General features: G+C 61.6%; 18 protein-coding genes, 1 tRNA gene and 1 rRNA gene. 13 read left to right on the top strand and 7 right to left on the bottom strand.

What is annotated here, in order from left to right:
• The 4 genes from ACFMO7_RS11430 to ACFMO7_RS11415 form a co-directional block, all read right to left on the bottom strand.
• A 16S ribosomal RNA gene (locus ACFMO7_RS11430) occupies positions 1 to 294 on the bottom strand; the annotation flags it as partial.
• Between the two features lie 409 nt (positions 295 to 703).
• The gene (locus ACFMO7_RS11425) at positions 704 to 928 is read right to left on the bottom strand and encodes a hypothetical protein (RefSeq protein WP_376795608.1); all 225 of its coding nucleotides are present in this window, start codon (positions 926 to 928) and stop codon (positions 704 to 706) included.
• A 72-nt stretch (positions 929 to 1,000) separates the two neighbouring features.
• Positions 1,001 to 1,492 carry a beta-class carbonic anhydrase gene (locus ACFMO7_RS11420; RefSeq protein ID WP_376795607.1) on the bottom strand — a complete coding sequence of 164 codons (492 nt, stop codon included), beginning with the start codon at positions 1,490 to 1,492 and terminating at the stop codon, positions 1,001 to 1,003.
• Positions 1,493 to 1,576: 84 nt separating this feature from the next.
• Positions 1,577 to 1,987, bottom strand: a complete 411-nt coding sequence (locus ACFMO7_RS11415; protein WP_376795606.1) for a DUF6249 domain-containing protein — start codon at positions 1,985 to 1,987, stop codon at positions 1,577 to 1,579.
• A 137-nt stretch (positions 1,988 to 2,124) separates the two neighbouring features.
• On the opposite strand from ACFMO7_RS11415, the gene ACFMO7_RS11410 reads away from it, so the two are divergent.
• Together ACFMO7_RS11410 and ACFMO7_RS11405 are read left to right on the top strand one after the other, a co-directional pair.
• On the top strand, positions 2,125 to 2,793 hold the full coding sequence (locus ACFMO7_RS11410; RefSeq protein WP_376795605.1) for an RNA polymerase sigma factor: 669 nt from the start codon (positions 2,125 to 2,127) through the stop codon (positions 2,791 to 2,793).
• Complete coding sequence (locus ACFMO7_RS11405; RefSeq protein ID WP_376795604.1) at positions 2,780 to 3,331, top strand: anti-sigma factor family protein; 552 nt, start codon at positions 2,780 to 2,782, stop codon at positions 3,329 to 3,331. Before ACFMO7_RS11410 ends, ACFMO7_RS11405 begins: the two co-directional genes overlap by 14 nt.
• Before the next feature lie 287 nt (positions 3,332 to 3,618).
• Here ACFMO7_RS11405 and ACFMO7_RS11400 read toward each other — a convergent pair.
• Both ACFMO7_RS11400 and ACFMO7_RS11395 read right to left on the bottom strand, forming a co-directional pair.
• Positions 3,619 to 3,692 (bottom strand) — tRNA-Pro (locus ACFMO7_RS11400).
• Positions 3,693 to 3,925: 233 nt separating this feature from the next.
• Entirely contained in the window at positions 3,926 to 7,444 is a 3,519-nt protein-coding gene (locus tag ACFMO7_RS11395; RefSeq protein WP_376795603.1) for a DNA polymerase III subunit alpha, read from the bottom strand.
• A 300-nt stretch (positions 7,445 to 7,744) separates the two neighbouring features.
• Between ACFMO7_RS11395 and ACFMO7_RS11390 the strand changes: the two genes are divergently transcribed.
• A complete protein-coding gene (locus ACFMO7_RS11390) occupies positions 7,745 to 8,890 on the top strand; it encodes a LacI family DNA-binding transcriptional regulator (protein WP_376795602.1) in 1,146 nt (381 codons plus the stop codon).
• 54 nt (positions 8,891 to 8,944) lie between these two features.
• Here ACFMO7_RS11390 and ACFMO7_RS11385 read toward each other — a convergent pair whose 3' ends face one another.
• Positions 8,945 to 9,751, bottom strand: a complete 807-nt coding sequence (locus ACFMO7_RS11385) for a class I SAM-dependent methyltransferase (RefSeq protein WP_376795601.1) — start codon at positions 9,749 to 9,751, stop codon at positions 8,945 to 8,947.
• Between the two features lie 397 nt (positions 9,752 to 10,148).
• On the opposite strand from ACFMO7_RS11385, the gene purL reads away from it, so the two are divergent.
• From purL to ACFMO7_RS11335, 10 genes are all read left to right on the top strand, one after another.
• Complete coding sequence (purL, locus tag ACFMO7_RS11380; RefSeq protein ID WP_376795600.1) at positions 10,149 to 13,199, top strand: phosphoribosylformylglycinamidine synthase subunit PurL; 3,051 nt, start codon at positions 10,149 to 10,151, stop codon at positions 13,197 to 13,199.
• The gene (gene purM, locus ACFMO7_RS11375) at positions 13,196 to 15,178 is read left to right on the top strand and encodes a phosphoribosylformylglycinamidine cyclo-ligase (RefSeq protein WP_376795599.1); all 1,983 of its coding nucleotides are present in this window, start codon (positions 13,196 to 13,198) and stop codon (positions 15,176 to 15,178) included. The genes purL and purM overlap by 4 nt, the downstream gene beginning before the upstream one ends.
• 155 nt (positions 15,179 to 15,333) lie before the next feature.
• On the top strand, positions 15,334 to 16,080 hold the full coding sequence (locus ACFMO7_RS11370; RefSeq protein ID WP_376795612.1) for a phosphoribosylaminoimidazolesuccinocarboxamide synthase: 747 nt from the start codon (positions 15,334 to 15,336) through the stop codon (positions 16,078 to 16,080).
• Between the two features lie 85 nt (positions 16,081 to 16,165).
• Positions 16,166 to 17,731 carry an amidophosphoribosyltransferase gene (purF, locus tag ACFMO7_RS11365; RefSeq protein WP_376795598.1) on the top strand — a complete coding sequence of 522 codons (1,566 nt, stop codon included), beginning with the start codon at positions 16,166 to 16,168 and terminating at the stop codon, positions 17,729 to 17,731.
• A gap of 142 nt (positions 17,732 to 17,873) precedes the next feature.
• Positions 17,874 to 19,136 (top strand): phosphoribosylamine--glycine ligase, encoded by a 1,263-nt coding sequence (purD, locus tag ACFMO7_RS11360; protein WP_376795597.1) that lies wholly within the window; start codon positions 17,874 to 17,876, stop codon positions 19,134 to 19,136.
• A gap of 82 nt (positions 19,137 to 19,218) precedes the next feature.
• Entirely contained in the window at positions 19,219 to 19,716 is a 498-nt protein-coding gene (locus ACFMO7_RS11355; protein ID WP_376795596.1) for an AIR carboxylase family protein, read from the top strand.
• Positions 19,679 to 20,395, top strand: a complete 717-nt coding sequence (locus tag ACFMO7_RS11350; protein ID WP_376795595.1) for a phosphoribosylglycinamide formyltransferase — start codon at positions 19,679 to 19,681, stop codon at positions 20,393 to 20,395. The genes ACFMO7_RS11355 and ACFMO7_RS11350 overlap by 38 nt, the downstream gene beginning before the upstream one ends.
• Before the next feature lie 395 nt (positions 20,396 to 20,790).
• Complete coding sequence (locus ACFMO7_RS11345; protein ID WP_376795594.1) at positions 20,791 to 21,102, top strand: DarT ssDNA thymidine ADP-ribosyltransferase family protein; 312 nt, start codon at positions 20,791 to 20,793, stop codon at positions 21,100 to 21,102.
• 99 nt (positions 21,103 to 21,201) lie between these two features.
• Positions 21,202 to 22,695, top strand: a complete 1,494-nt coding sequence (locus ACFMO7_RS11340; protein WP_376795593.1) for an ADP-ribosylglycohydrolase family protein — start codon at positions 21,202 to 21,204, stop codon at positions 22,693 to 22,695.
• A gap of 124 nt (positions 22,696 to 22,819) precedes the next feature.
• Positions 22,820 to 24,418 (top strand): carotenoid biosynthesis protein, encoded by a 1,599-nt coding sequence (locus ACFMO7_RS11335; RefSeq protein ID WP_376795592.1) that lies wholly within the window; start codon positions 22,820 to 22,822, stop codon positions 24,416 to 24,418.
• The last annotated feature ends 113 nt before the right edge of the window (positions 24,419 to 24,531 follow it).

The raw sequence follows: 24,531 nt of genomic DNA, 5'->3' as shown, positions 1-24,531 counted from the left end.
CTACCGATCGTCGCCTTGGTAGGCTCTTACCCCACCAACTAGCTAATCGGACGCAGGCCCCTCCTGCAGCGCCCAAGGCCCTCCAGCCTCAAGCTTTCCTCTGCTCGCTCCCGCTCCCAGAGCGCATGCGGGATTGTCGGCGCTTTCGCACCGGTATCCCCCACTGCAGGGCAGGTTACCCACGTGTTCCTCACCCGTCCGCCACTCCCTCCCCTCGCGGAAAGGGCGTTCGACTTGCATGTGTTAGGCACGCCGCCAGCGTTCGTCCTGAGCCAGGATCAAACTCGCCATCCAGAAGATTTATCTGAAAGTCCCCTCTACAGGAGACCCTCATTGGCACTCTGGTAAAGGCTAGCCGCCTGTGAACCCAGGTTTCCGGTCGTCACTTAACTCAAAGCCTTATCACTCTTCAGTTGTTCAGGTGCACCTGGCACTATGGCCATGTGATCCATTGGGCACCCGGGTCGGCTTCAGTGTTTATTCCCGCGTTCCCGAGTGCAGTGGAGATGATAGCACTGTTTGGCGTGGCTGTCAAGGGGGTTAGGCGAGGAATCTGGGAAAAATCAGAAAGTCGCCCTTCCGCCGATCGGCCGAGCCGCTGGCGAAGCGGGGTCAAGCCCTGCCACTCCGCGGCTGCGGGGTGAGCGAGGGAGAGCTGACCGCGCTTATAGAACGGAGCGAGGCGCGGGCGGGGACAACCCATCTATCCCAGCTCGTGCATCGCATAGACCCAAAGGGGAAGGCGATGCTCGCGCTCCCCACCATCCTTGCGCCGCTGTTGCTCGTGCTGATAGTCATGGAGGAACCGATGCAATTGCAGACTGTGTTGACTATCGAGCACGTAGCTGCGCTCTGCAATTTCGACGACCAATCCCTCGCGGCTGGTCCGAAAGACCAGTGGTCCCAACACCAGACTATCGCGCTCCATACCGCTCTGCGTATTCCTCCTCCTCGGCGTTCTCGGGGCAGGCCGACCGCCTTATGGGGAGCGGCGAGCCTGCTAAGGTACGGGCGAGAGTCGCCCGCTATGCACGTCATAGATGAAGCCTGTGATCTCTGTCTCTTTCAGAAGAAAAGGAGAAGAACGGAGCAGGGCCACGTCATCGCGCACCGATTGCTCCAGGTCTTTGAAGGGCAGAAAGTCGATTGCTGAGGCATCGGCGCCAAGCTGCTCCTGCAGGCGTTGCCGCAGCTCAGCGTTCTCAAAGGTGAGCATGCCACAGTCGGTATGGTGAATGACCAGGATAGCGGTGGTCCCCAGTAGCTGCTGGGAAATAATGAGCGAGCGCAGAGCCTCCGCTGTGCGCCCTCCAGCGTTGCGGATGACATGCGCGTCACCCTCCTCTAATCCCAGGATACGCGCCGGGTCAATCCGCGCATCCATACAGGTGACGATTGCCAGCTTCTTGGCCGGCGGCAGCGCCAGCCCGCCCTTTTGGAAGGTGGCAGCGTAACGCTCATTGGCGGCCAGTAGGTCCTGAAGAAGCGACATGGCAGCTCCTTGCGACAACTATTGTTGACTTAGTTGATTTACTAAAAGAACTTGCCATGAGTATAGGCCGACGGGGCATGGCTGTCAAGAGGGAGGCCCAAAGGGTGGGGGGGATTGATTGCGACCGCGGGGAGGCTGTCCGTCCTGCTCCAGATAGTAACTGGCCACAAGGGCCGCTCCCACGCCCAGGGGGATCAGGCCCGGCAGCAGCCAGGGGCCGAGATGAAAGGGGGCAGCGGTCAAACTGGATGGAAGCATGAAGCCCAGGGGATAGAGGCCGAAGGTCAAGGCCAGCCCCACCATCATGGTGATCAGTCCGGCTCGCAAGGTCCGCCGGCTGCGGTTGTGCCTTTGCAGGCTCTCCAGGTCCAGACCGCGCGCGATGAGAGCCATGCGCTCTCGATGGTCAAGGTAGCGTAGCAGCACGATGAAGCCACAAAAGATGATCAGGGCCAGCAGCCAGCCCAAAAGGGCTGCCAGGACATTCGACGACATGCATCTGACCTCGTTACTGTTGCCTCGCGTGTATAATATATAAGATAAGTCGATTGAGAAAGGGTCTTGTACTACGAATTCGTTGCATTCCTGGCCGAGCTTCGCTCTCCAGTCGTACCAGGCTTGATGCACAACCCATGAACGAGGAACTGCTGCATTCCGCTCGCAGCCTGAATCTCCCCCTCTCCAGCGCTGCCCGCGCTCGCCTGGAGCAAGACGATGCTCAGCTCGTGAGAGCCAGCCAGCGTGGGGACCGCGAGGCGTTCGCTTTGCTCGTCCAGCGCTATCAGCGCCGCATCTTTAATATGATTCTGCGTATGTTGCAGGACTACGAGGAGGCATGCGAGATCACCCAGGAGGCTTTCCTGGCGGCCTGGCAGGGCCTCCCCACCTTCCGCGGTGAGGCCCGCTTTCCTACCTGGCTCTATCGCATCGCTTATAATTGCTGCCTGCGCCAGCTTGAACAGCGCCGGCGCGATAAGGCTCTCCAGAGCGCTATACAGGAAAAGCAGCTCCTGGACGAGGCCGGCGACGAGAGACGCCAGGCTGAGTCTACCCTCGAGGCTCGCGATCGCCAGGCTCTGGTCCGTGAACAACTGGAGGCGTTACCCACCAAGTATCGCATCGTTCTGATACTGCGACACCTGCAGGAAATGACTTACGAGGAGATGGCGGAGATCCTGATGATGCCGATCGGTACCATTAAAACGCACCTCTTCCGGGCACGCAATCTGCTCAAGGAACGTCTGCAGGCTCAGCGCCAGGCGGATTCTCAGAAAGCGGAGGTGACGAATGCGCTGCAGTGAGGCTGTCTCTCAGCTCCAGCTCTATCTTGACGGGCGGCTGCCTGGCGAGCGTTTGCAGGCCCTGGAAACCCATTTGGCGCGCTGTGCTCGCTGCCGCGATGAGTTGGAGCTGCTGGAGGAGGTTGTGCGTCACCTGGAAAGCCTTCAGCCTGTTCCCGAGCCAGACGACCTCTCGGCGCGTATCATGGAGCGCGTTGCTTTGACCCCGCAGCAACAGCCTTCTTCGATCTTCGCTCAGCTGCGCCCTTCTCCCAGCGAGCTGCTGGCCGCCGCGGTTCTGGCCACGATCGCTTCTCTCGGCAGCCTGCTGACCCAGCCAGTCGTGCTGCGCCTGCTCCCCCTGGAGGGTGGTCCCCTGACCGCTACCCTGACCGCTGCTACTCACCTGCTGCAGTCAATGGATGCAACAACCCTGCTGCTGGTCTGTTGGGTATTAGGCACGCTGGTCGGCATCTGCATTACCTTGCTGGTGGCCGGCGAGGAGCTGCGTTCCCGCTGGCTGCGCGCCGTCTGGGAACGTCTGCCCGTTCTCCATTAGACAGGCCACCGACTGGCGAACAGGGCCTTTGAGCGGGCGGGAGATTTTCCGGCTCTCAAGAGCAAGCCTGGCCCTGGGTGCAACGAGCGCCTGTCCCCTTTTCGTTTGTTCCGGCTGGTCCTTCTAGATCCAGGCAGAGTCTGGCTGCACCCGTCCCACCCGACGGCGCGGAGAGCTGACCGCGCTTTGTCGTCCTCGGAGAGCGCTCCAGTCTTTTTGGGCCGGAATCAGGCGGCTCGGCCCGGCACAGAAAAAAGGCACTGGCTTTTCAACCAGTGCCTTACAGGTCGGGGCGAGAGGATTTGAACCTCCGACCACCACAACCCCATTGTGGTGCGCTACCGGGCTGCGCTACGCCCCGCCTTCGACAACTGCAGTATAGCAGAATGGCTCAGAGTTTGTCAAGCCCCGGTCCGCAGGCCCAGGACAGCTTTCCTCGAGAAGATTGAGAAGTCAGCGCCCTCTCTGCCTGGCCAGGCCAGAGGCGGCAAGGAGGCCCACAGCCGGACAGAGCGGAGCAGCGAGGCGGGACCTTTGTTCTCGCCAGCCGGCCGTGCGGCCCTCCCGTTCAGGAGCCGACATCAGGTCAGCGCGCTAGGCATCCAGCGCCTGGACCGTGATCGCTTCGGGTCCAAGCAGCTCCTCAAGCCTGGCGTGTAGCTCGGGGGAATAATGCATCGTGTTATCGCGCGGACGCAGGCGCACACGCCAATGACCGTTCTCGATAATCAGCTCATAGCGGTCGCGCCCGGGCCGCTCCTGAATGTAGCGATAGAGGTCCTGGAGCCTGATGATATCGTCGGAGATAGCGCGCTCGCTCTCTCCGGCCGTGCGGAAGCGCAGACAGACCTGATGACGTCGGCGGTTCAGCTCTTCCTCTGCGGCCTGAAGAGGCTGGATCTCTTCACAGACCAGCGTTGGCTCATCGCGACGCATCTGCACCTTTCCGCGAACCAGAACGACCGCCTCCTCAACCCACTGGTCGGCGGTGCGCTCGTAGACGCGCGGGAAGACCGTCACCTCGACCGTTCCTGTCAGATCCTCCAGCTTGGCCACACACATGGTCTCGCCCTTCTTGGTCGTAATGCGCCGCGCCTCCAGGATGGTGCCCCCGAGCGTCACCTCCTGGTTCTCCAGTTCCTCGCTGAGCTGACCGGTTGTATGCGTGGTGCGCTTGCTGAGCAGGTCGCTGATATAGGCCAGGGGATGGCGCGAGATATAGGCGCCGAGCAGCTCCTTTTCCCAGTTGAGCAACTGCTTGCGGGGAATCTCGGGCGTGTCGGGATTGAGGCGGAAGGCGAAGCTTTGCTCAACGCTCAGGCTTTCGCCGAAGAGACTGACCAATCCCTTCTCGCGGGCGGCGCGCTCGCTCTTGCCGATCTGCATGGCGCGCTCGACCGCATCGAGGAGCTGATGGCGCTTGCCATCGCCCAGGCTGTCCATCGCTCCAGCCTTGATGAGGGTTTCGATGACGGCCCGCGTCACCGAGCGCGGATCGACACGGATGCAGAAATCGGCCAAGTCGCGGAAGGGGCCTCCCTCGGCGCGGGCCCGTAGGATCTCCTCGATGGGACCTTCGCCAATGCCTTTAATGGCCAGTAGTCCGAAGCGGACGCCGCCGTTCTCGACAGTAAAGCCTTTCTGGCTGGCATTGACATCCGGACCCAAGACCGGGACGCCGAGGCGCTTGCACTCGGCAACGGCGTTGGCGATCTTCTTGGCATCGGCGGCCTCGGTAGTCATGGTTGCCGCCATGAACTCGGCGGGATAGTTGGCCTTGAGGTAAGCCGTGTAGTAGGCCACTACAGCGTAGCTGGCAGCGTGGGCTTTGTTGAAACCGTAGCCACCGAAGGGGAGGATCAGCTCGAAGAGCTGCTCAGCCACCTCACGCTTCATCCCGTTCTTGAGACAGCCCTCCACGAAGTCCCCCTTGTAGCTCTCCACCTCGTCCATCTTTTTCTTGCTCAGAGCCTTGCGGAACTTGTTAACTTTCCCCCACGAGAAACCTGCCAGGTGGACGGCAATCTGCAGCACCTGGTCCTGATAGACAATGACTCCGTAGGACTCTTCCAGCCACTCCTTGAGGCGCGGATCAAGATAGCTGACCTGCTTTCTGCCGTGCTTGGCAGCAATAAAGTCGGGGATGCTGTCCATCGGCCCGGGACGGTAGAGGGCGACCATCGCCGTGATATCCTCGATGCAGGTCGGCTTGAGCTGCTTGATGTATTCGCGCATCTTGGCGCCTTCCAGCTGGAAGATACCGGTGGTCTCCCCTTCGGCCAGGAGAGCAAAGGCCCGGGCGCGCTTCCTGTTTAGCTCGCGACTGCGCTCGTCGGTCTCAGGGAGCGGATCAAGCGGTAGCTGCTCCAGAACGACCTCCTCGCCACGGGACTGCTTGATGAACTTGAGGGTGTTGTCCAAAATAGTCAGGTTGGAGAGGCCCAGGAAGTCGAATTTGATCAGCCCCAGCTCCTCGAGATGAGCTTGCTCGTACTGCGTTTTCCAGCCCTGAGAGGGATCTTTCGGGTTGATGGCCTGCAAGGGCACAAAATGCTCTAGCGGCTCGTTGGCGATGATAACACCGGCAGCGTGCACCCCGGTACCACGCACCGAGCCTTCGAGCGCCATCGCCTGCTCGATTAGCTCGTGCGCCGTCGGGCTTTGATCGTAGAGAGCCTTCAACTCGCGAACGTTGTGGACAGCGCTGCGCAAGGTAACCTTGGGACCCGCCGGGATCAGGCGAGCAATACGATCGCCCAGCTCCTGCTGCCCCATGACGCGCGCTACGTCGCGTACCGAGTTTTTGGCCGCCATCGTCATGAAGGTGACCATCTGGGCCACACACTCCTGCCCATACTTGCGCGCCACATAGTCGATGACTTCCGCGCGTCGGTCATCGGGGAAGTCCATATCGATATCGGGCATATCCGAACGCTCGGGGTTGAGGAAGCGCTCAAAGAGCAACTGGTAGCGCAGGGGATCCACATTGGTAATGCCAAGCACGTAGGCCAGGAGGCTGCCCGCCGCCGAGCCACGCGCCGAACAGCGGATACCGTGCTGGCGCGCATAGTTCACAAAGTCCCATTCGATAAGGAAATAGGGGACAAAGCCTTTCTGGACAATCAGATTAAACTCGTAATCCAGTTGCTGCCTGATGCGGTCGTTGATCTCGCCGAAGCGTTCCTTGACCCCCTCCAGGCAGAGATGATAGAGGTAGGCTTCCTGAGAGGGGAACTCAGGGGGAATGGTATAGGCCGGGAGCGAGGCCTTGTAGGCAAGAGGATCGACCTCGCAGGACTCGGCCAGGCGCACGGTATTGAGGAGGGCATCCGGCAGGTCGGGGAAGAGCCGCTGCATCTCCTCGGGACTGCGTAAGTAGAATTCGTGGCTCTCGAATTTGAAGCGCCGCGGATCACTGAGCTGGCTCTGGGTCTGCACACAGAGCAGCACCTCATGGGTGCGAGCGTCCTCGGCATTGACATAGTGCAGGTCGTTGGTGGCGATCAGCGGGACCCCTAGCTCGCGATGCAGCTCGTAGAGGCGCTTGTTGACGATCTCCTGCTCGGGATAGCCAGAGTGCTCCTGGATCTCAAAATAAAAGTTCTCCGGACCAAAGACATCTTGATACCAGCGAATGGTCTTGCGCGCCTCGTCGAGCTTGTCGTGGATTAAGAGCTGTGGGATCTCACCCCCAAGGCAGGAGGAGGTGGCGATCAACCCCTCGCCATACTGCTCCAGACAACGGCGGTCGATGCGCGGCTTGTTGAGATGCACCCCCTGGGTGTTGGCTATGGTGGTCAACTTCATTAAGTTGCGATAGCCTGTATAGTTCTTAGCTAAGAGCAATAGATGATTATAGTCTTCTTTATGGCGCTTTGTTCGATCATGAAGATCTTCGGTCAGATAGGCTTCAACGCCGATAACAGGATGAATACCTTCGTTCTTGCAAGCTTTATAGAACTCGATGGCCCCATACATGACGCCATGGTCGGTAATGGCCAGATGCTTCATACCTAGCTCTTTGGTGCGCTTGACCAGGGCGTTGATGCGGCTGAGGCCATCAAGAAGCGAATACTCGGTGTGGACATGGAGATGGGCAAAGTCAGGAGCCATGACTGAATAGCTGCCTCCGCCGTAAGAATTTCCGTACTTCTGAAGAATAGAAGGCGCCACCTGCGCTGTCAATGTGACTATCGGCCTATGGCCTCCCTCGGCCTGCGCCTGACCCGGATGCAATTTCTCCCCCGCTCTCCGCCTGCTGCCCACTAGCTACGGTCCTGTCCCCTTGACAGAGCAAGCGCTCGCAATTACACTGTACCTTGTAACCGGTTACGATACCGGTATCGTAACCGGTAACGTCGAGAAGGCGACAGCAAGGCAGAGGCTGCATGCAAGACGCAGTGAGGCAGGAGCATGAGCACGCGCATGACGATCAGCGATATCGCCCGCCTGGCTGGTGTCTCCAAGGCCACGGTCTCGCGGGTGCTCAATCACAAACCGGACGTTGACCCGGTGACGCGCGAGCGCATCTTGCGCATCATGGAGGAACATAATTTTGTGCCGAGCGTGGCCGCCTCGGGTCTGGCCGGGGGGAAGGGACACCTGATCGGGGTGCTGGTTCCGGCGCTGACCTGGCCGCTGATCCCCGATATCATGCGAGGCATAGCCGAAGTGGTTGAGGAAACCAGCTACGAGCTGGTGCTCTACAGTATCAAGACAAGCAACCACGAGCGTGACCGCAGCGACGTTATCAATCGCATTCTGGCGAATCGCTTGATCGTAGGGCTGCTGGCGATCTTTCCAGGCCAGTCGGCGCGCTACCTGCCTGCGCTGCAACGTCAGGGGCTGCCGGTGGTCTTGCTCGACGATCAGGGCCTGCCGCCCGAGCAGATTCCCTGGATTACAGCCGATAATCGCGCCGGAGCCTACGCGGCAACGCGCCATCTGTTGGAGTTGGGGCACCGGCGCATCGCCCACATTCAAGGGCCGCTGAAGTATCAGGTGTCGCGCGAGCGCTTCCAGGGCTACTGCGATGCCCTCCAGGACTACGGCATCGCGCCGGACCCGTCGCTGATCTTGCAGGGCGATTTTATGCCCCCCGGCGGTCGGGCCTGCGCCTGTCAGTTTTTCGCTATGCCGGAGCGAAGCCGCCCAACGGCTATCTTCGCCGCCAGCGATCTGATGGCCTACGGGGTCATGGGAGCAGCCGAAGAATTTGGCCTGCGCATTCCGGACGATGTCTCTCTGGTCGGTTTTGACGATATCGCCTCTTCTGGCCATATGCGTCCCCCTCTGACGACGGTGCGACAGCCGCTTTCGGAGATGGGTCGCTGCGCGCTAGAGCTGCTGCTATCTTTGCTGGAGGCTCCTGATCACTCCAGCTCGGCCCTGCTGCGCGCTTCGCCGCTGCTGGCCCGCTTCGCCGGCTCATCTCAGCCACAGGCCCCAGCCGCCACAACGGCCACCATCGAGAGCGCGCAGCCGGTGCGTCTCCGCCTGCCCACGCACCTGGTGGTACGGGCCACGACGGCCCCTCCCGCTTGCTATGCTCGCCTGTAGCCGCTCACGCGAAGAGAGGGGCGCGGCGGCGGAACAGGGCTATGCCGGTGGCGCTCATGGGGCACAGTAAGAACCATGAGCGGCCTTCTTACCCCAGGCAGTCAGGATATAACAGAGGCCGGCAAAGTCTTCGTCGAACATCTCTAGAAGAGCACGGCGATAGAGTGCTTCGAACTCAGTCGGTGTGGTGACGCCTGCGTCGAGGAGGAAGGAACGGCTCAGCCAAAGCTCAACTTCGTAGCCACGACAGAGGGCTTCATGGGCTTCGCTGCCGGCGGAGAAGTCGAGTACGTAGGCCCGCTGCTCGATCTGGTAACAACCCACCGCACGCAACAGCGAGGCGAGCCGCGGCAGGACGCCAAGATGATGGCTGGGCGACGGGAAGCTGCGCCCAGTACGTTGAAAGGCCCGCCTGGTCAGTTCTTGTAGCTGCATGAAGGCTGGGCCGTTGCTCAGCGGCCGCTCAAATTCGGTTAGCCGGAGAAGGCCGCCGGGCCGACAGACGCGCAGGGCCTCGCGCAGCACTCGTGGCCAGGTGGTGGGCGTGAGGAAGCCTGTCAGGTCACGGGCATTGACGAGGTCGAAGGCGTCCTCCGGCAGCAGCCACGGCTTCAGCAGATCCATGACCTCAAAGCGCGCGTTGCTTAGTCCCTGAACCTGCGCCTGGGCTCGGGCATACTGGATGAGGGTCTCGCTGATGTCTACCCCCGTCACCTGGGCCCAGGGATAGCGCTGCGCCGCCTCCAGAACCCAGCCCCCAGGCCCACAAGCCAGGTCTAGTATGCTCCCTAAGCGCCTGCCATCGACTCCTTCCGGCAGAACTCCCCCCATTACCTCGTTGACCAGCCTGTCCCGTAACATAAGACGTGCTGTCTCAGCTGCGTTCTCCGCATCCAGTACGTAGCCGCAGTCTCTTACGACGTGGTTCTGGGAAGCCACCATGAAATGCACTCCTTCAGTCACCTCAAACGCCAGTCCTACGGGGTAAGATTGACATCTGCCCCGAGTTCACGAGAAAATGGTATTTTTCCTAAAGCAGAGTTTTACTGCATAGTAGTATAGACTGAAAGGTTGTTTTGCATCAAGATATTGTACTGCAAGATGGCTTTTATCGGTCAGCGTAAATGTGCCGATCCTGATCTGTAGAAAGCATAGCAGCCTTCCCCACCTCAGCCTTGCCAGGGGTTACCCGAAAGTGCTACAATGAGGCTGTTCCATTCAATGGAAACAGCAATCTGTCCCCCGAGGGGACGAAGTGTTGGGTAGAAGCACCGTGACCGACTACCATATTGAGGTACGGGCAACCTCGCCGCAGTATGACGTTCTGGCTCAACAGCTTGCCCGTGAGCTGTCTTTTCTTTCGCGCGCCAGGCTGCCCGCACTGGCCGCTCTCGCTGAGAGCTTTCCCCCTCTTTTTCTCCGCACTGCCCAGCTTTATTCTCTCAGTGGCACTTGCTCGCCGGAGGAGATCACGCGTCTCGCTCGCGAGCTGCTGATCGATCCGGTTACTCAGACCTTCGCTCTGCTACCTTCCGCCACGCGCTCTTCTGCGGGAGTCGCTGGCCATATCATAGACGTATTTTTTCTTCCAGGCGTCACTGATACCCTGGCGGAGAGCGTCTTGCTTGCCGCCTCATTGCTCGGCATCGCCGGCCTGGAACGAGTCGCTACAGGCCGGCGTTATTTTCTGGACGAGCGCTTGAGCCGTCAGGAGGTGCGAGCGATCGCCGAAGCCCTGCTTTATAACCCGGTGATCCAGTCTTACCGCCTGCTGTCGCCGGAGAGCGAGCGTTCGGGCGGCGCTAGCTCTGGACGCTCAGCTCCCCGCTCTTCATCGTCCGGCTCTCTTGTTTCCCCTCCCTCTCCCCCACCTGTTGCCCGCCTGGCCCTTGCCGAAATGAACGCCGAAGAGCTGAGCAATTTGAGCAGGGAGAGAATGCTGGCCTTGACAGTGGAAGAGCTGCAGGCCATTCAGGAGTATTTCCGGCGACAGGGACGTGCTCCGACCGATGTAGAGCTGGAGACGCTGGCTCAGACCTGGTCGGAGCATTGTTCTCATAAGACCTTTAAGGCCACGGTTGACTACCGCGAGCTAAGCGCCAGCGGGGAGGTGGTGGTTGAGGAAACGATCCCGGGGCTGCTGCGCTCTTTCATTATGCGGGCGACGAGCGAGCTGGCCCGTCCCTGGGTGGTTTCGGCTTTCAGCGATAATGCGGGACTGGTACAGTTTACGGAGAGCTACGATCTGGCCTTCAAGGTGGAGACGCATAATCATCCTTCGGCGATTGAGCCGTTTGGCGGGGCCAATACGGGCGTCGGCGGGGTGATTCGCGATGTGCTGGGGGTTTCGGCTCGTCCGATTGCCTGCACCGATGTGCTCTGCTTTGGACCGCCCGATACGCCGGTGGAGGAGCTACCTCCGGGGGTGCTGGCCCCACGCCGGGTGGCCTCGGGCGTGGTCAATGGGGTACGCGACTATGGCAATAAGATGGGGATCCCAACGGTCAACGGGGCTGTGCTCTACCATCGCGAGTATCTCTGCAATCCGCTGGTCTTCTGCGGCTGTCTTGGCCTGCTCCCTCATGGAAGCCATCCCCGGACGGTGGAGCCGGGCGATCTGGTGGTGGTGCTCGGCGGACGCACAGGACGCGATGGGATTCATGGCGCGACGTTCTCGTCCGGCGAGATGAGCCATGAGACGCAGGCGGTGGCTGGCAGCGCGGTGCAGATCGGCGCGCCGATCACGGAGAAGAAGGTGACGGACGTGGTCCTGCAGGCCCGCGACCGGCGCCTCTACCATGCGATCACCGATTGTGGCGCCGGCGGCTTCTCGTCGGCGATCGGCGAGATGGGGGCCTCGACGGGGGTACGGGTGGACCTGGCTCGCGCGCCGTTGAAGTATCAGGGGCTGGCTCCCTGGGAGGTCTGGCTGTCGGAGGCTCAGGAGCGCATGGTCCTGGCTGTTCCTCCAGCCCACCTCGCCGAGCTGCTGGAGCTGTGCGCGCTGGAGGAGGTGGAGGCTACGATTCTGGGCGAGTTTACCGCCGATGGTCGGCTGACGGTGACCTGGGGAGAGGAGGTGGTGGCCGATCTGGAGATGGCTTTCTTACATGAGGGCCGTCCCCAGCGCAGGCTAGAGGCCATCTGGCGTCAGCGCCCGCTGACGGTCGGTTCGACGAGCGCTTCACCGGAAGCCCTTCCCGATGCGACCGATGCCCTGCTGACGCTCCTGCGCCATCCGACGATCGCTTCGAAAGAGGGAGTGGTGCGGCGCTACGACCATGAGGTGCAGGGAGCTACGGTACGCAAGCCGCTGGTGGGCCGCGCCGGCAACGGTCCTGGCGATGGGGCTGTCCTGCAGCCGCTGCTGGAGGACCTGAGTCTGCCGCGCGCCGGGGTGGTGCTGACGAACGGGATCAATCCTCTCTACGGCAAAATCGATCCCTACCATATGGCCCTCAACGCGGTGGATGAGGCACTGCGTAATCTGACGGCCCTGGGCGGCGATATCGAGCGAGCGGCACTGCTGGACAACTTTTGCTGGGGCAATCCGGCCGACCCCGAACAGCTTGGGATGCTGGTGCGGGCTGCGCGTGGCTGTTACGATGCCGCTCTGGGCTACGGCACCCCCTTTATTTCGGGGAAGGACAGCCTGAATAACGAGTATCGCATCGACGAGCGTCGCTGGCCGGTGATTCCGACGCTGCTGATTTCGGCCTTGGGAGTGATCGAGGATGCGGCGCGCACAGTCGATATGGCCCTGAAGGCGGCGGGCAATCTGCTCTATATAGTGGGCCTGACACGCAACGAGCTGGCGGCCTCGCATTATGCTGAAGTGGTGGGCACGGAGCTGCTGCCGACGACTTCCCTGCCGCAGGCGGAGCCTGGACAGGCGCGGATAACGATGAAGACGCTCGGGGAGGCGATCCGCCAGGGCCTGGTGCAGTCCTGTCACGATCTCTCGGAAGGAGGACTGGCCGTAGCGGCGGCAGAGATGGCTCTGGCTGGCTTACTCGGAGTGAGCCTCGATCTGGCGCGCCAGCCGGCGAGCGGCCTGGAGAGACTGGCCGAGGGATTTCGCGCGCCAATCCTGCTTTTCAGTGAAAGCCCGTCGCGCTTCCTGGTCGAGGTGGCCCCTGGCCAGCGCGAGAGTTTCGAGGCCCATATGCGCGCCGGCGGGGTGACGGCCCTGGCGGCGCTCGGCCACGTGACAGCCAGTGGACGTTTTGTCATCAAACAGGGGGCGGAGACGCTGATCGATCTCTCGATCGCTGAGCTGCAGGCTGCCTGGAAGGGAGAGTTGCCATGAGCGTTGTGCCGCGCGCTTTGGTGCTGCGCGCGCCAGGCATTAACTGCGAACGTGAGACGGCTTACGCCTGTCGCCTGGCCGGTTTCGAGACGGAGCTGCTCCATATCAATGCCCTGGTGCGCGAGCCAGAGCGCCTGCTGAGCTATCATTTCCTGGTGCTGCCAGGGGGCTTCTCGTACGGCGACGACCTGGGAGCTGGTACGCTGCTGGCCAGAAACTTGACGGTGCACTTGGGCCGCCAGCTACAGCGCTTTGTGGAGGAGGGTCGCCCGCTGCTGGGCATCTGCAATGGCTTTCAGGTACTGGTACGCGCCGGCCTGCTCCCTCATACCGATTGGGAGAATTTCCGCCAGACAGCCAGCCTGACCTTCAATAGCTCGGGGCGCTTCGAATGCCGCTGGATCTCATTGGTAACGGAAAGCAGCCGCTGTATCTTCACACGCGGTATTTATCGCCCCCTGGAGCTGCCGGTTGCTCATGGTGAGGGGCGCTTTGTGGTGGCTGCCGCTGAGCAGTTGGCGGAGCTGCGCCAGCACGAGCAAATCGCCCTGCTCTACGACGGCGATGGCTATCCGGCTAATCCCAATGGATCGCTGGCGAATGTGGCCGGGATTTGCAATCCAGCGGGGAATGTGCTGGGCCTGATGCCCCACCCTGAGCGCTATGTGCGCGCACTGCAGCATCCTCAGCAGCGCAGTCCGGCCGATGGCCTCCTGCTTTTCCAGAACGCCTTTGCCTATGCCTGCCAGTTGCTAGGCCTGGAGCCACCGGCACTTCCCACGGAGCGTGAGCGCGCTGAAGAGGGGATCCGACGGCGCGTGTGGACAACTGGCCTGGAGCGCGGAGTGGAGAGAGGTGAGCGGCCAGAGGGCCTCTCTGTTCCAGCTTCACTGCCGCCAGCTCTGGCGAGCGGGGAGCGGGAGCGAGCGGCAGCTATGGCGGCGGTGACCCGCGAGCTGGTCCCGACGGCTCGCTCCTATGCGGCGAGCGGCGTAGATATCGAGGCCGGCGAACATGCCGTTGAGTTGATGAAGGAGGCGGTGCGCGCTACTCACGGTCCCGCTGTGCTGGCCGGCATGGGGGCTTTCGCCGCCGCTTTCCGGGCCACCTCCCTCAAAGAGATGCGTGAGCCGGTACTGGTGGCCACAACCGATGGCGTAGGTACCAAAACTTTGTTGGCGGTCCAGATGGACCGCTTTTCGACGATTGGCTACGATCTGGTCAATCACTGCGTCAACGATTTGCTGACTCAGGGAGCAAGACCGCTCTTCTTCATGGACTATCTGGCAACGGGCCAGCTTGATCCCGAGCAGGCGGCGACGATTGTGGCAAGCGTGGCCCGGGCCTGCCAGGAAGTGGATTGCGCCTTGCTGGGAGGCGAGACCGCCGAGATGCCCGATATGTATGTGCCTGGCACTTTCGACCTGGCCGGGACCCTGGTCGGGGTAGTCGAGGCGGCGGAGCGTCTGGATCCGACGACGATTAACGTCGGCGACGTTCTGTTCGGATTGCCTTCCAGCGGCCTGCACACGAATGGCTATTCGCTGGCGCGGCGCGTCTTCGCCGCTTATCCGCTGGAAACGGTCTTTCCGGAGCTGGGGGAGCCGCTGGGTGAGGCCCTGCTGCACCCCCATCGCTGCTACTTGCCAGAGATCATGCGCCTGCGGGCCGAGTTAGGCCCCGCTCTGAAGGGCCTGGCGCATATCACCGGTGGCGGTTTCCAGGGCAACGTCGTGCGCATCCTGCCGCCAGGCAGACAGGCGGTTATCGAGACCGCGGCCTGGACGGTGCCCCCGCTCTTCAGGCTGATTGCCCGGCTGGGCCAAATTGAGGCAGCCGAGATGTACCGGACCTTTAATATGGGTATCGGCATGGTGCTGGTGGTCGCCGAGGACCAGGCGGACCAGGCTCAGCGTCTGGTGCCCGAGCTGGTGAGGATCGGCCTCATTCGCCAGGGCGAGGGCGTCATACTGACGTGAGGAGCGGAGCCTTCTCGTCTACTCACTCACTCAGGCAAGGGCCTCTTACCTCCAAGGTCAGAGAGAGACGCAACGAAGATCAAGCATACACGAGCACAAGACAGCGATCCGAAAGAGAGGAGCAGTATCGCATGAGCACCGGGCACGAGGAGCAGGTGACCTTTGGGACCCTGCTGGCCGAGGGCAAGACCAAGCAGATCTACGCCCACCCCGAGGACCCGACTCTGGTCTATATGGTGAGCAAGGACCAGATCACGGCGGGCGACGGGGCGCGGCGCGATGAGTTGGCGGGCAAGGGACGTTGGAGCACGATCACCACAGCCAACGTTTTCCGGCTGCTCAACGCGGCCGGCATTCCCACCCACTTTGTTCGCCAGATCAACGATACCACCCTGCTGGTGAAGCGCTGCCAGATGCTGCCCATCGAGCACGTGCAGCGCCGCATCGCCACAGGTTCCTACCTGAAGCGCCACCCCGAGATCAGCGAGGGCACACGCTTCGATCCGCTGGTGATCGAGACCTTCCTGAAGGACGATGCGCGCCACGATCCGCAGATCTGGGACGAGGATATTATTGCGATGGGACTGGCCAGCGCGGAGGAAATTGCCTGGATGGCCGAGCAGGGACGCCGCGTCTTCGAGACCCTCGAACGGGCCTGGGCCAGCGTAGATGTGACCCTGGTTGATCTGAAAATCGAGTTCGGGCGCGACAGCGAGGGGAAGCTGCTGGTCGCCGACGTCATCGATAACGATAGCTGGCGCCTCTGGCCTGGCGGCGATAAGAATCGCATGCTCGATAAGCAGGTCTACCGCAATCTCAAGGAGGTCACCGAGCAGGATCTGCAGGGAATCGCCGATCGCTACGCTCTGGTGGCCGATTTGACAGGGAAACTGCGCATTTGATCTAGGCCATCGGAGGGCGGTGCACAGAGCTTCTGCTGCACCGCCCATAGCGTCTTGTGAGACAAGAAGAAGCAGGAAGGAAGCCATGGAGCGACTGCGCGATGCCTGCGGTATTGTTGGGATCTATGCCAGGCCAGGTGAGGCAAGCATCGATGTGCGTCAGTATCTGACCTTGGCGCTGACAGCTTTGCAGCACCGCGGCCAGGAGAGCGCGGGCATGGCGGTCTACGATGAGGCGGGCCGCATTGCCCATCGTGTGGGTATGGGCAAGGTGCGCGAGGTCTTTGCAGACATGGGCCAGGGTTTGCCGGCCACCCGCTGTGGCATCGGCCACGTGCGCTATTCAACGACCGGCTCTAGCTGCGTTGAGAACGCAGGCCCGTTCGTGGTCGGTGAGGACGCTGAGAGCCAGGATGGCAGACGCCAGGGGGCGATCGCCGTGGCCCATAACGGGAACCTGGTCAATGGCCCAGCCCTGCGCGCACGCCTGCCGCAGCATCTGCTGTCTTCAACAACCGATAGCGAGGCCATCGCCCTCTTGCTCTTGCTGGCCGAGGGAACAACGCTGCGCGAGCGTATGCTGAGGGCCTTTCCGCTCTTGAAGGGAGCCTATAGTCTGGTCATCCTGGCCGAGGGGAAGCTCTACGCCGTGCGCGATCCCTGGGGCATGCGCCCACTCTGCCTGGGACGCATTGGCGAGATCTGGATCGCCGCTTCGGAGTCCTGTGCTCTGGACCGTATCGGCGCGACCTTCGTGCGCAACGTGGAGCCGGGCGAGCTGGTCACGATTGATGAGCAGGGCCTGCGCTCCGAGATTCTGGTTCAGGCCCCGCGTCAGGCGCTCTGCGTCTTCGAGTATATCTATTTTTCGGACGCTACCAGCTATGTGAACGATCGCTACGTCTACCTGGTGCGCGAGGCCCTGGGCCGCGAGCTGGCTCGCGAGCATCCAGTAGAGGCCGATCTGGTGGTCCCGGTCCCCGATTCGTCGATTCCGGCAGCCCTGGGCTACGCTGCCGCTTCTGGTATTCCCTACGGCCAGGCGATTATTAAGAACCGCTATAGCGACCGCACCTTTATTAAGCCCGACCAGCGCCTGCGCCAGATGGAGGTCGACCTGAAGTTTAATTTTGTCCGCCCCAAGGTGAAGGGCCAGCGCCTGGTAATTGTCGATGACTCGATTGTGCGCGGCAATACCATGAAGCGCCTGGTGGCAGCCCTCCGTCACCAGGGAGTGCGCGAGATCCACCTGCGCTCGAGTGCGCCACCGCTGCGCCATCCCTGCTACTTCGGGATCGATATCCCTCACGAGACGGAGTTGATCGCGGCTGGGCGCAGTATTCAGGAGGTGGCCGACTATATCGGCGTCGACAGCCTGGGTTACCTGAGCATTGCTGGCCTGGGGCGCGCCATTGCTTCGGTAGGCCGTCTCAACGAGCAAGCCAGGTCAGCGCCACCAGAGCAGGAAGCGAGGAGCAGCGCGCAAGGTCCGAAGATCAGTGAGGGGGCGACCTCAGCTTTCTACGAGGCGTTGCTGCATCGCGAGTTCTGCTATGGCTGCATGCGCCGTGAAGGCTGGCCTTTTGATCCCATCGGGGCTGCCGACGAGTCTTCTCCCCTGCCGCTGATGCGCCAACCCTCGCGCTCGTGAGATACAGCGGTCCAGGAACAGGGAGACCAGTCCCTGATGGAAGGATCTGGGGCAACAGCTGTCTCTTGCGCTCCTGATGCCCAGGGTCACAGAGCAAAGGCAAAGGGCACGGAGTGAGGGGTATAAGGAGGAGCTACTGACCATGCGTGTACTGGTAATCGGTTCGGGAGCACGCGAGCATGCTCTGGTTTGGAAGCTGGCCCAGAGCAGGCGCGTGACCAGGCTTTGGGCCGCTCCTGGCAATCCGGGCCTGGCGGACCTGGCGGAATGCCTGCCCATCGGCCTGGATGAGCTGGAGCGTTTGGCCGACTTCGCTGAGCGCCAGGCAGTGGAGCTGACCGTGGTTGGTCCCGAGGCGCCCCTGATCGCCGGCATCGTCGACCTCTTTCAGGCGCGGGGCCTGCCGATCTTCGGGCCGACACGCGCCGGGGCTATGCTGGAAGGCAGCAAGGCTTTTGCCAAGGAGCTAATGGAGGAGGCAGGGATCCCTACCGCCCGGCACCGAAGCTTCCGCGATCCCGCCGCCGCCTTCGCCTATCTGGAGGAGCACGGCGCTCCCGTCGTTGTTAAGGCCGATGGCAACGCGGCGGGCAAAGGAGCGATCGTGGCCCTCGACCTGGAGACCGCGCGGACCGCGGTGCGGCAGATGATGGTCGAGCGGGTCTTCGGCAGCGCCGGCGAGGTGGTGGTGATTGAGGATTATCTGCAGGGAGATGAGATCGGCTCGACAGCTATCTGCAACGGCACCAGCTTTGTTCCACTGGTTCTGACGCAGGATCATAAGCGCGCTCTGGACAACGATGAGGGCCTCAATACGGGCGGTATGGGCGCCTATGCCCCGTTGCCTTTCGTGAGCGCTGAGGCGGAGCAAGCCGTCCATGAGCGCATCATCGCGCCCACGCTGCGCGCGCTGCAAGAGCGCGGCGTGCCTTTCTCGGGCGTCCTCTATTCAAATATCATGCTGACCGAGCGCGGGCCAATGGTGCTGGAGCACAATGTGCGCTTCGGCGATCCCGAGACACAGGCAATGATGCTTCTGCTGGAGGCAGATCTGCTCGATCTGCTGCAAGCCCCTGAGCGCCTGGCAGGCGCCACTCTCTGGCGCCCGGGGTACGCAGTTAGCCTGACGCTGGCTTCAGGCGGCTATCCCGGCAGCTACCGCACCGGTTTGCCGATTCAGGGGCTGCAGGAGGCAGGGCGCCTGGAGCAGGTGCAGGTCTTCCACGCCGGTACAGCCCTGCGCGACGGGAAGCTGGTGACCGCGGGTGGGCGCGTTCTCAGCGTGGCCGCTTACGGGGAAACGCTGGCCGAAGCTGTGGAGCGCGCCTACGAGGCAGCTCGCCTGATCCATTTCGAGGGCATGCACTACCGTCGCGATATTGCCAAACGTGGGCTGCGCGCCTGACAGCCGCAGCCTCTTCGCCTCAACGGCATTATTCTGAGCCTACTTTTGGAATATTCCTTGTCAAAGGAGATTTTCAGGCGCAATGGCAGCTAAAGTTGTAATCATCATGGGAAGCAAAGGCGATCGTGGCCACGCCGAGAGCATCGTTAAGACGCTGCAGGAGCTGAACCTGGCCTACGAGCTGCGCGTCTGCTCGGCTCATAAGGCCACGCGCCGCTTGCTGGAGATTCTGGAGAGCTATGAGGGGAGCAGCGACCCCATTGTCTATATTACGATTGCCGGGCGCTCCAACGCCCTGTCGGCAGTGGTGGATGCTAACACGCGCTTTCCGGTGATTGCCTGTCCGCCCTACAGCGATCGCTTCGCTGGGATGGACGTCCTTTCGTCGCTGCGCTTGCCTTCGGGCATCGCTTCGCCGACGATTCTTGAGCCGGATGGGGCGGCCCTGCTGGCGGCCAAGATGCTGGCCCTCTTTGATCAGGACCTTGCCCGGCGTCTGGCCACCTATCGCGAGCGCTTTGCTGCCGAGCTGGAGCGCGCCGATGCCGAGGTGCGCAGTCATGGTGGAGCCGGTGCCTAGAGCCGACGTTAGCCAGCGAGAAAGCCTTTCGAGGGAACAGGCCCTGCCTCACCTGCGCCTGGGGGTTCTGATCTCTGGCAGCGGAACCAATCTGCAGGCCATCATCGAGGCTTGCGCCAGTGGACGCCTGCCCGCGGCTGAGATCGCGCTGGTGGTGAGCAATGTGGCCAGCGCGGCGGGGCTGCAGCGCGCCCTTCAGCATCGCCTGCCCGCCCTCTACCTGCCGTGGCGTGAGCCTGAGGAGAGCGAGCAGCGCCTGGCGGCTCTGCTAGAGCTGTTCCGCGTCGACCTGGTGGTGCTGGCAGGCTGGATGCGCATCCTGAGCGCCGGTTTTCTGGAGCGCTTCCCGCGCCGGGTGATCAATCTACATCCGGCACTGCTGCCCGATGACCCCAGCGCCAATGTGCACATCGCCAGCGATGGCAGCGCGATTCCGGCCTTTCGCGGCCTCCATGCCATCCGTCAGGCCCTGGAAGCCGGGGTCAAAGTCACGGGAAGCACTGTCCACTACGTCACGCCCGCCGTCGACGCCGGCCCAGTGCTCTGTCGGGCCGAGGTGCCGGTGCTGGAGGGCGATAGCGAGGAGACGCTCCACGAGCGCGTCAAGGCGGTCGAGCATGAGCTGATCATCGAGGCCATCGCTCGCTGGCGCGCACGCGAGCTGCTGGGACAGCCCTAGCTCGTCTTCGTGGGGAAAGACCTCCACTCCGCAACAAGGCCATCCGAGGGAAGAAGCCGCAACGCAGCGATAGAGACCGCTTCTTCCCTCATCGCTATTTATGGCTCCAAAGCTGTAGATTTATAGGCATCGAGTATAATGAGAGAGAGGCTACCAGGACATGGCTAGATAAAGATAATGAGAGAGCAGTCAGTAACTAGAAGGCAAGCAGACTATGGAGGCACTCCCCCGCCATCCCGACGCGGATGCTATTCTGGCCCGTCTTCGCAAAGAGGAGATCAGCAGGCTCTACCATTTCACCTCCGTCAATAATCTCCCCTCTATCTGCAAAGCAGGCTCGTTATACTCCAAAGCATTATTATCGCTACATGGGATTTTAGATAGTGTAGATTGCGGTGGAGACAATCGTTCCCTCTGGCTCGACAGAAAAAAATAATAATTGGGACAAAGTTTCTTTAAGTTTTACTCCTTACACGCCAATGGCCTACCATGTTAAAAGAAGAAGGCATCTTTGTTATCTCTGCATTTCTCCAGAGGTAGCAGCATTACAAGGAGTGATTTTTACCGACACTAACGCCAATAGTAAACTCCCTGATGCTCTCCTGCCTGGACCAGCCCGCCAGGGGTCCGGTCTGGAAAGAGCGGAGGCAGCTTTATGGGCCTGCCTTTCGCCCCTTTCTGGACATCGAGTACAGCATACCAACTGAGAGATTGCAGCCTGGCACATACTTATTGGAGTGTTATCTCGATCAGGTGAGAAGAGCCTCCTATCTGTTCGATCTCAGCACATAATCAGGTAGAGAGCCATGCAACTACATCTCTTCGGCGAGGAACCGGCGGGTCAGCGTCCACCTCGGAAAGAGAGCCTGCCACCGCTTGAGCGTTTTGAGGCCGCTCTGCTCTATGGCGCCATCGGCGATGCTCTAGGCTGGCCGACCGAGTCCCTGAGGCCAGCAAAACACCGCTATCCTTTCCAGCTTCCGCTGAAGACCTTTGTTAGCTGGAAAAAGCGCGTTGGCGGAAAATGGTGGGGCTACGAAGATTCGATCAGCCCCGGCGAGTACTCCGATGATACGCAGCTGATGCTGGCTGTAGCGCGCTCGATCGATGAGAGAGGCCACTTTGTACCGGATTACTTCGCTTACGTCGAGCTGCCCCTCTGGCTACAGTACGAGCGCGGTGGCGGGAAGACCGTCAAGACTGCGGCCCGCAAGTTACTTGCCCGCAGAGCGGGCTGGCTCAACAACTTTTACCGACAGGGCGATCTTGACTACCGACAGGCTGGAGCCAACGGGGCTGCTATGCGCAACCTGCCGATCGCCCTGGCCCATGTCCATGATACGACAGCCCTCATTCGGGACTCCTTCTACAATGCCATCATCACTCATGGCCACCCGCGCGCTATCCTGGGAACCATCCTCTTTGGTCTGGCCGTTCACTGCTCCCTCACTCTGTCGGCTCCGCCGCCTCCTGCTCGCCTGATCGAGTGCATTCTCGACGGCCTGCGCCAGATACCCCGGGTCATGCAGGACGATGCACGCCTGCAACGCTGGATCTACACCTGGGATCAGGGCCTCCTGAATAAGGAGCTGCGCTTCAGTCAGCTCTATCGCCATGCCCTGCGCGAGGCCGTGGGTTATCTGAAACACATTCCCGAGTTTCTGGCGCGCGACCCTAAAGACTACTATGCCTTCGCGGGTGCCCTCGAACCCGCGACCAGAGGATCTGGTCTCGCAACGGTCTGCGTGGCCATTTATCTTTTCCTGAGATATCTTCAGCATCCTCAGCAGGGCCTCACCGTCGCCGTGAATACCTTCGGCAGCGATACCGATACCATCGCCCTCTTCCTGGGGAGCCTGCTGGGAGCCTTCCATGGCCTTCAGGCCATCCCGTTGGACCTCAAGAGCCGCGTCCAGGACCAGCAGTTTCTGCTCACGATCGCCCGCCAGCTCTACGCCATCGCCGCTGGCACTCTGGACCAGCCGGAGCCGGGCGAGCAGATCGGCGACCGCCGCTCCTTCTACTTCAGCATCCTCTCCTGGGAAGTGGCTTTTCACGAAATGTTCCAGCAAGCATACCAGGATGGCGATCCCCTCATCCACCCCGCCCTCGGCCTGGGGACGATTGAACAGCAGGAGGAGCAGCCCCTGCAGCGCGAGGGATACGTTGCCCGCTTAATTCGCGTGCAGTTCAAATGCGGCCAGACCTGTGTCTTTCACTCACGAGTGAAAGAGAACGGCTCCCCCTCGGAAAGCCTCGCTGAGGAGGTGATGCGAGCTTTAGAAGAGCAGAATCGCTAAGCGAGCAGCAGCAAGGCCCAAGCAAGCGAGCACTAGTCGAAGGAAGGCTGGAGGTTATAGAATGTAGAAGAGTTCGCGCCGGATGCCGCCCGACTGTCCGTGTTCGTGGAGGTAGCCTTGCCAAATGAGAGTTGTGAAATTGCTCTTCATCTGCCACCTGGCGGCGCTTGTCTTCGCCCTGGGTGGCCTTCTCATCATCCTGCCTCATCCTGAGCTGTGGAACAGCAGCCCGCTTGGAGTGCGTATCTTCCAGTTTGCCCTGCACTGGGCCGGCTCCCTACACATCCTCTTCGGAGCGGCCACCATGCTGCTCTTCGGCCTGCTCTGCATCGACGTGCGGCGCACCCTGATCTTTTTCGCCGCCTCCGTCCTGATCTCGATTGCCGTGAGCCTGCTCAGCCTGTGGGGTGTCCCTTTGAGCACCGCCTCCTTCTCCGCCTTCCCAGGTCCGAAGCTGGCCGGTATTGTCCCCTACCCGCTCCCGCTCTCATGGTTCTATATGGGCTTCACATCCTACTTGCTGGCAAGCAAGCTGACGGACCGACTTGGGTTGGAGCGGCAGACGCTCTGGTCGCTGGTGCTCGGCACCTACTTTCTGACAGTCTGGGATCTGGCGCTGAACGCTGTCATGGTGAGTGGCCATTTCGCCAGCGTTAGCGGTCTTCTCGAGGGCTACAGCAGCGCCTACGGTCTGCCCGTGGGCAATCTCTTCCTGTGGATCGGCAACTGTTTGCTCCTGATGGCGGTTAGCCGCTGGCTGTGGCGATCCAACCTCGATGCCCATCACCTGGCGATCTGGCTGCCCTTTGCCGTCTACACGGCGAACACAGGCTTTGTGATGGCCCTCAATCTGGGCAGTGGCCTCTGGTCGCCTCTGCTGTTAACGGCGGTCTTCGTTCTGGTACCGGAGTCGTTGGTGGTCTTTCCGCGCGAGCAGGCGCATCCACAGCCCCGGCATCCGGGGCGTCGCGCCCTAAGCCAGTCGACCTGGCTGCTGATGCGCGCTGGCGCCCGCGCGATCTCGCACTGGGCGGTTCGCATCCGTGTCGAGGGGCTAGAGCAGGTGCCGCGCAAGGGTCCGATCTTGATCGCCGCTCGCCACTTTCACTACTTTTACGATGGCTATGCCCTGCTGCGGGCCCTTCCGCGCCGCCTGCATACGGTGGTAGCCCTCGACTGGCTGCGCTCAAAGCGCCTGCGCTTCGCTATCGAGCTAGGTTGTTCGCTGGTCGACTGGCTCGTTGTGCTGCGCAGCGAGCAGTTTCGTGAGCAGCCGGGCAATACCGAACCGCGCGCCTATAGTCCGCGCGAGGTCCGGCGCTACATGCGGCAGATGGCTACGCGCGCTGTCAGCCTGCTGCGAGCCGGCGAGGTGCTGGTGATTTTCCCTGAAGCCTATCCCAATATTGACCCGCATCCCTCGCCGAAGGCGGATCTGGAGCAGTTCCTGCCGTTTCGCCCGGGCTTTGTCAAGCTAGTCGAGCTGGCGGAACGCGATGGCCGCACCCAGGTGGCTGTCGTGCCGGCTGGCCTGGCCTATGCCCGCGAGGGCGGGCGACGCCAGCGCTGGCGGGTGACCGTGCGCTTCGGTCGCGCGCTCTACCGCAAAGATTTCGCTTCCGCCGAGCAGATGCGGCGCGCCGTTGAGGAGCAGGTGCAGCTACTTTCTGCGGCTGCCTCATCCCCACCTACCTCGCGCCCACAAGGTCCCCTTCCGATCTAGCTGCAGCCGCCTGGCTCGCCCGCTTTCTTCTGTTCGTCCTACGCTTCCTTGTCCAGGGCCTCTGCTCTCCAGGGCCCTGGCTGCACCCAAAAAAACAGCATGCTTGCTTGCTC

Source organism: Thermogemmatispora sp. (assembly GCF_042408735.1).
GTDB lineage: Bacteria > Chloroflexota > Ktedonobacteria > Ktedonobacterales > Ktedonobacteraceae > Thermogemmatispora.
The sequence above is the reverse complement of the archived record's forward strand: the minus strand, read 5'-3'. Positions and strand labels throughout refer to the sequence as shown.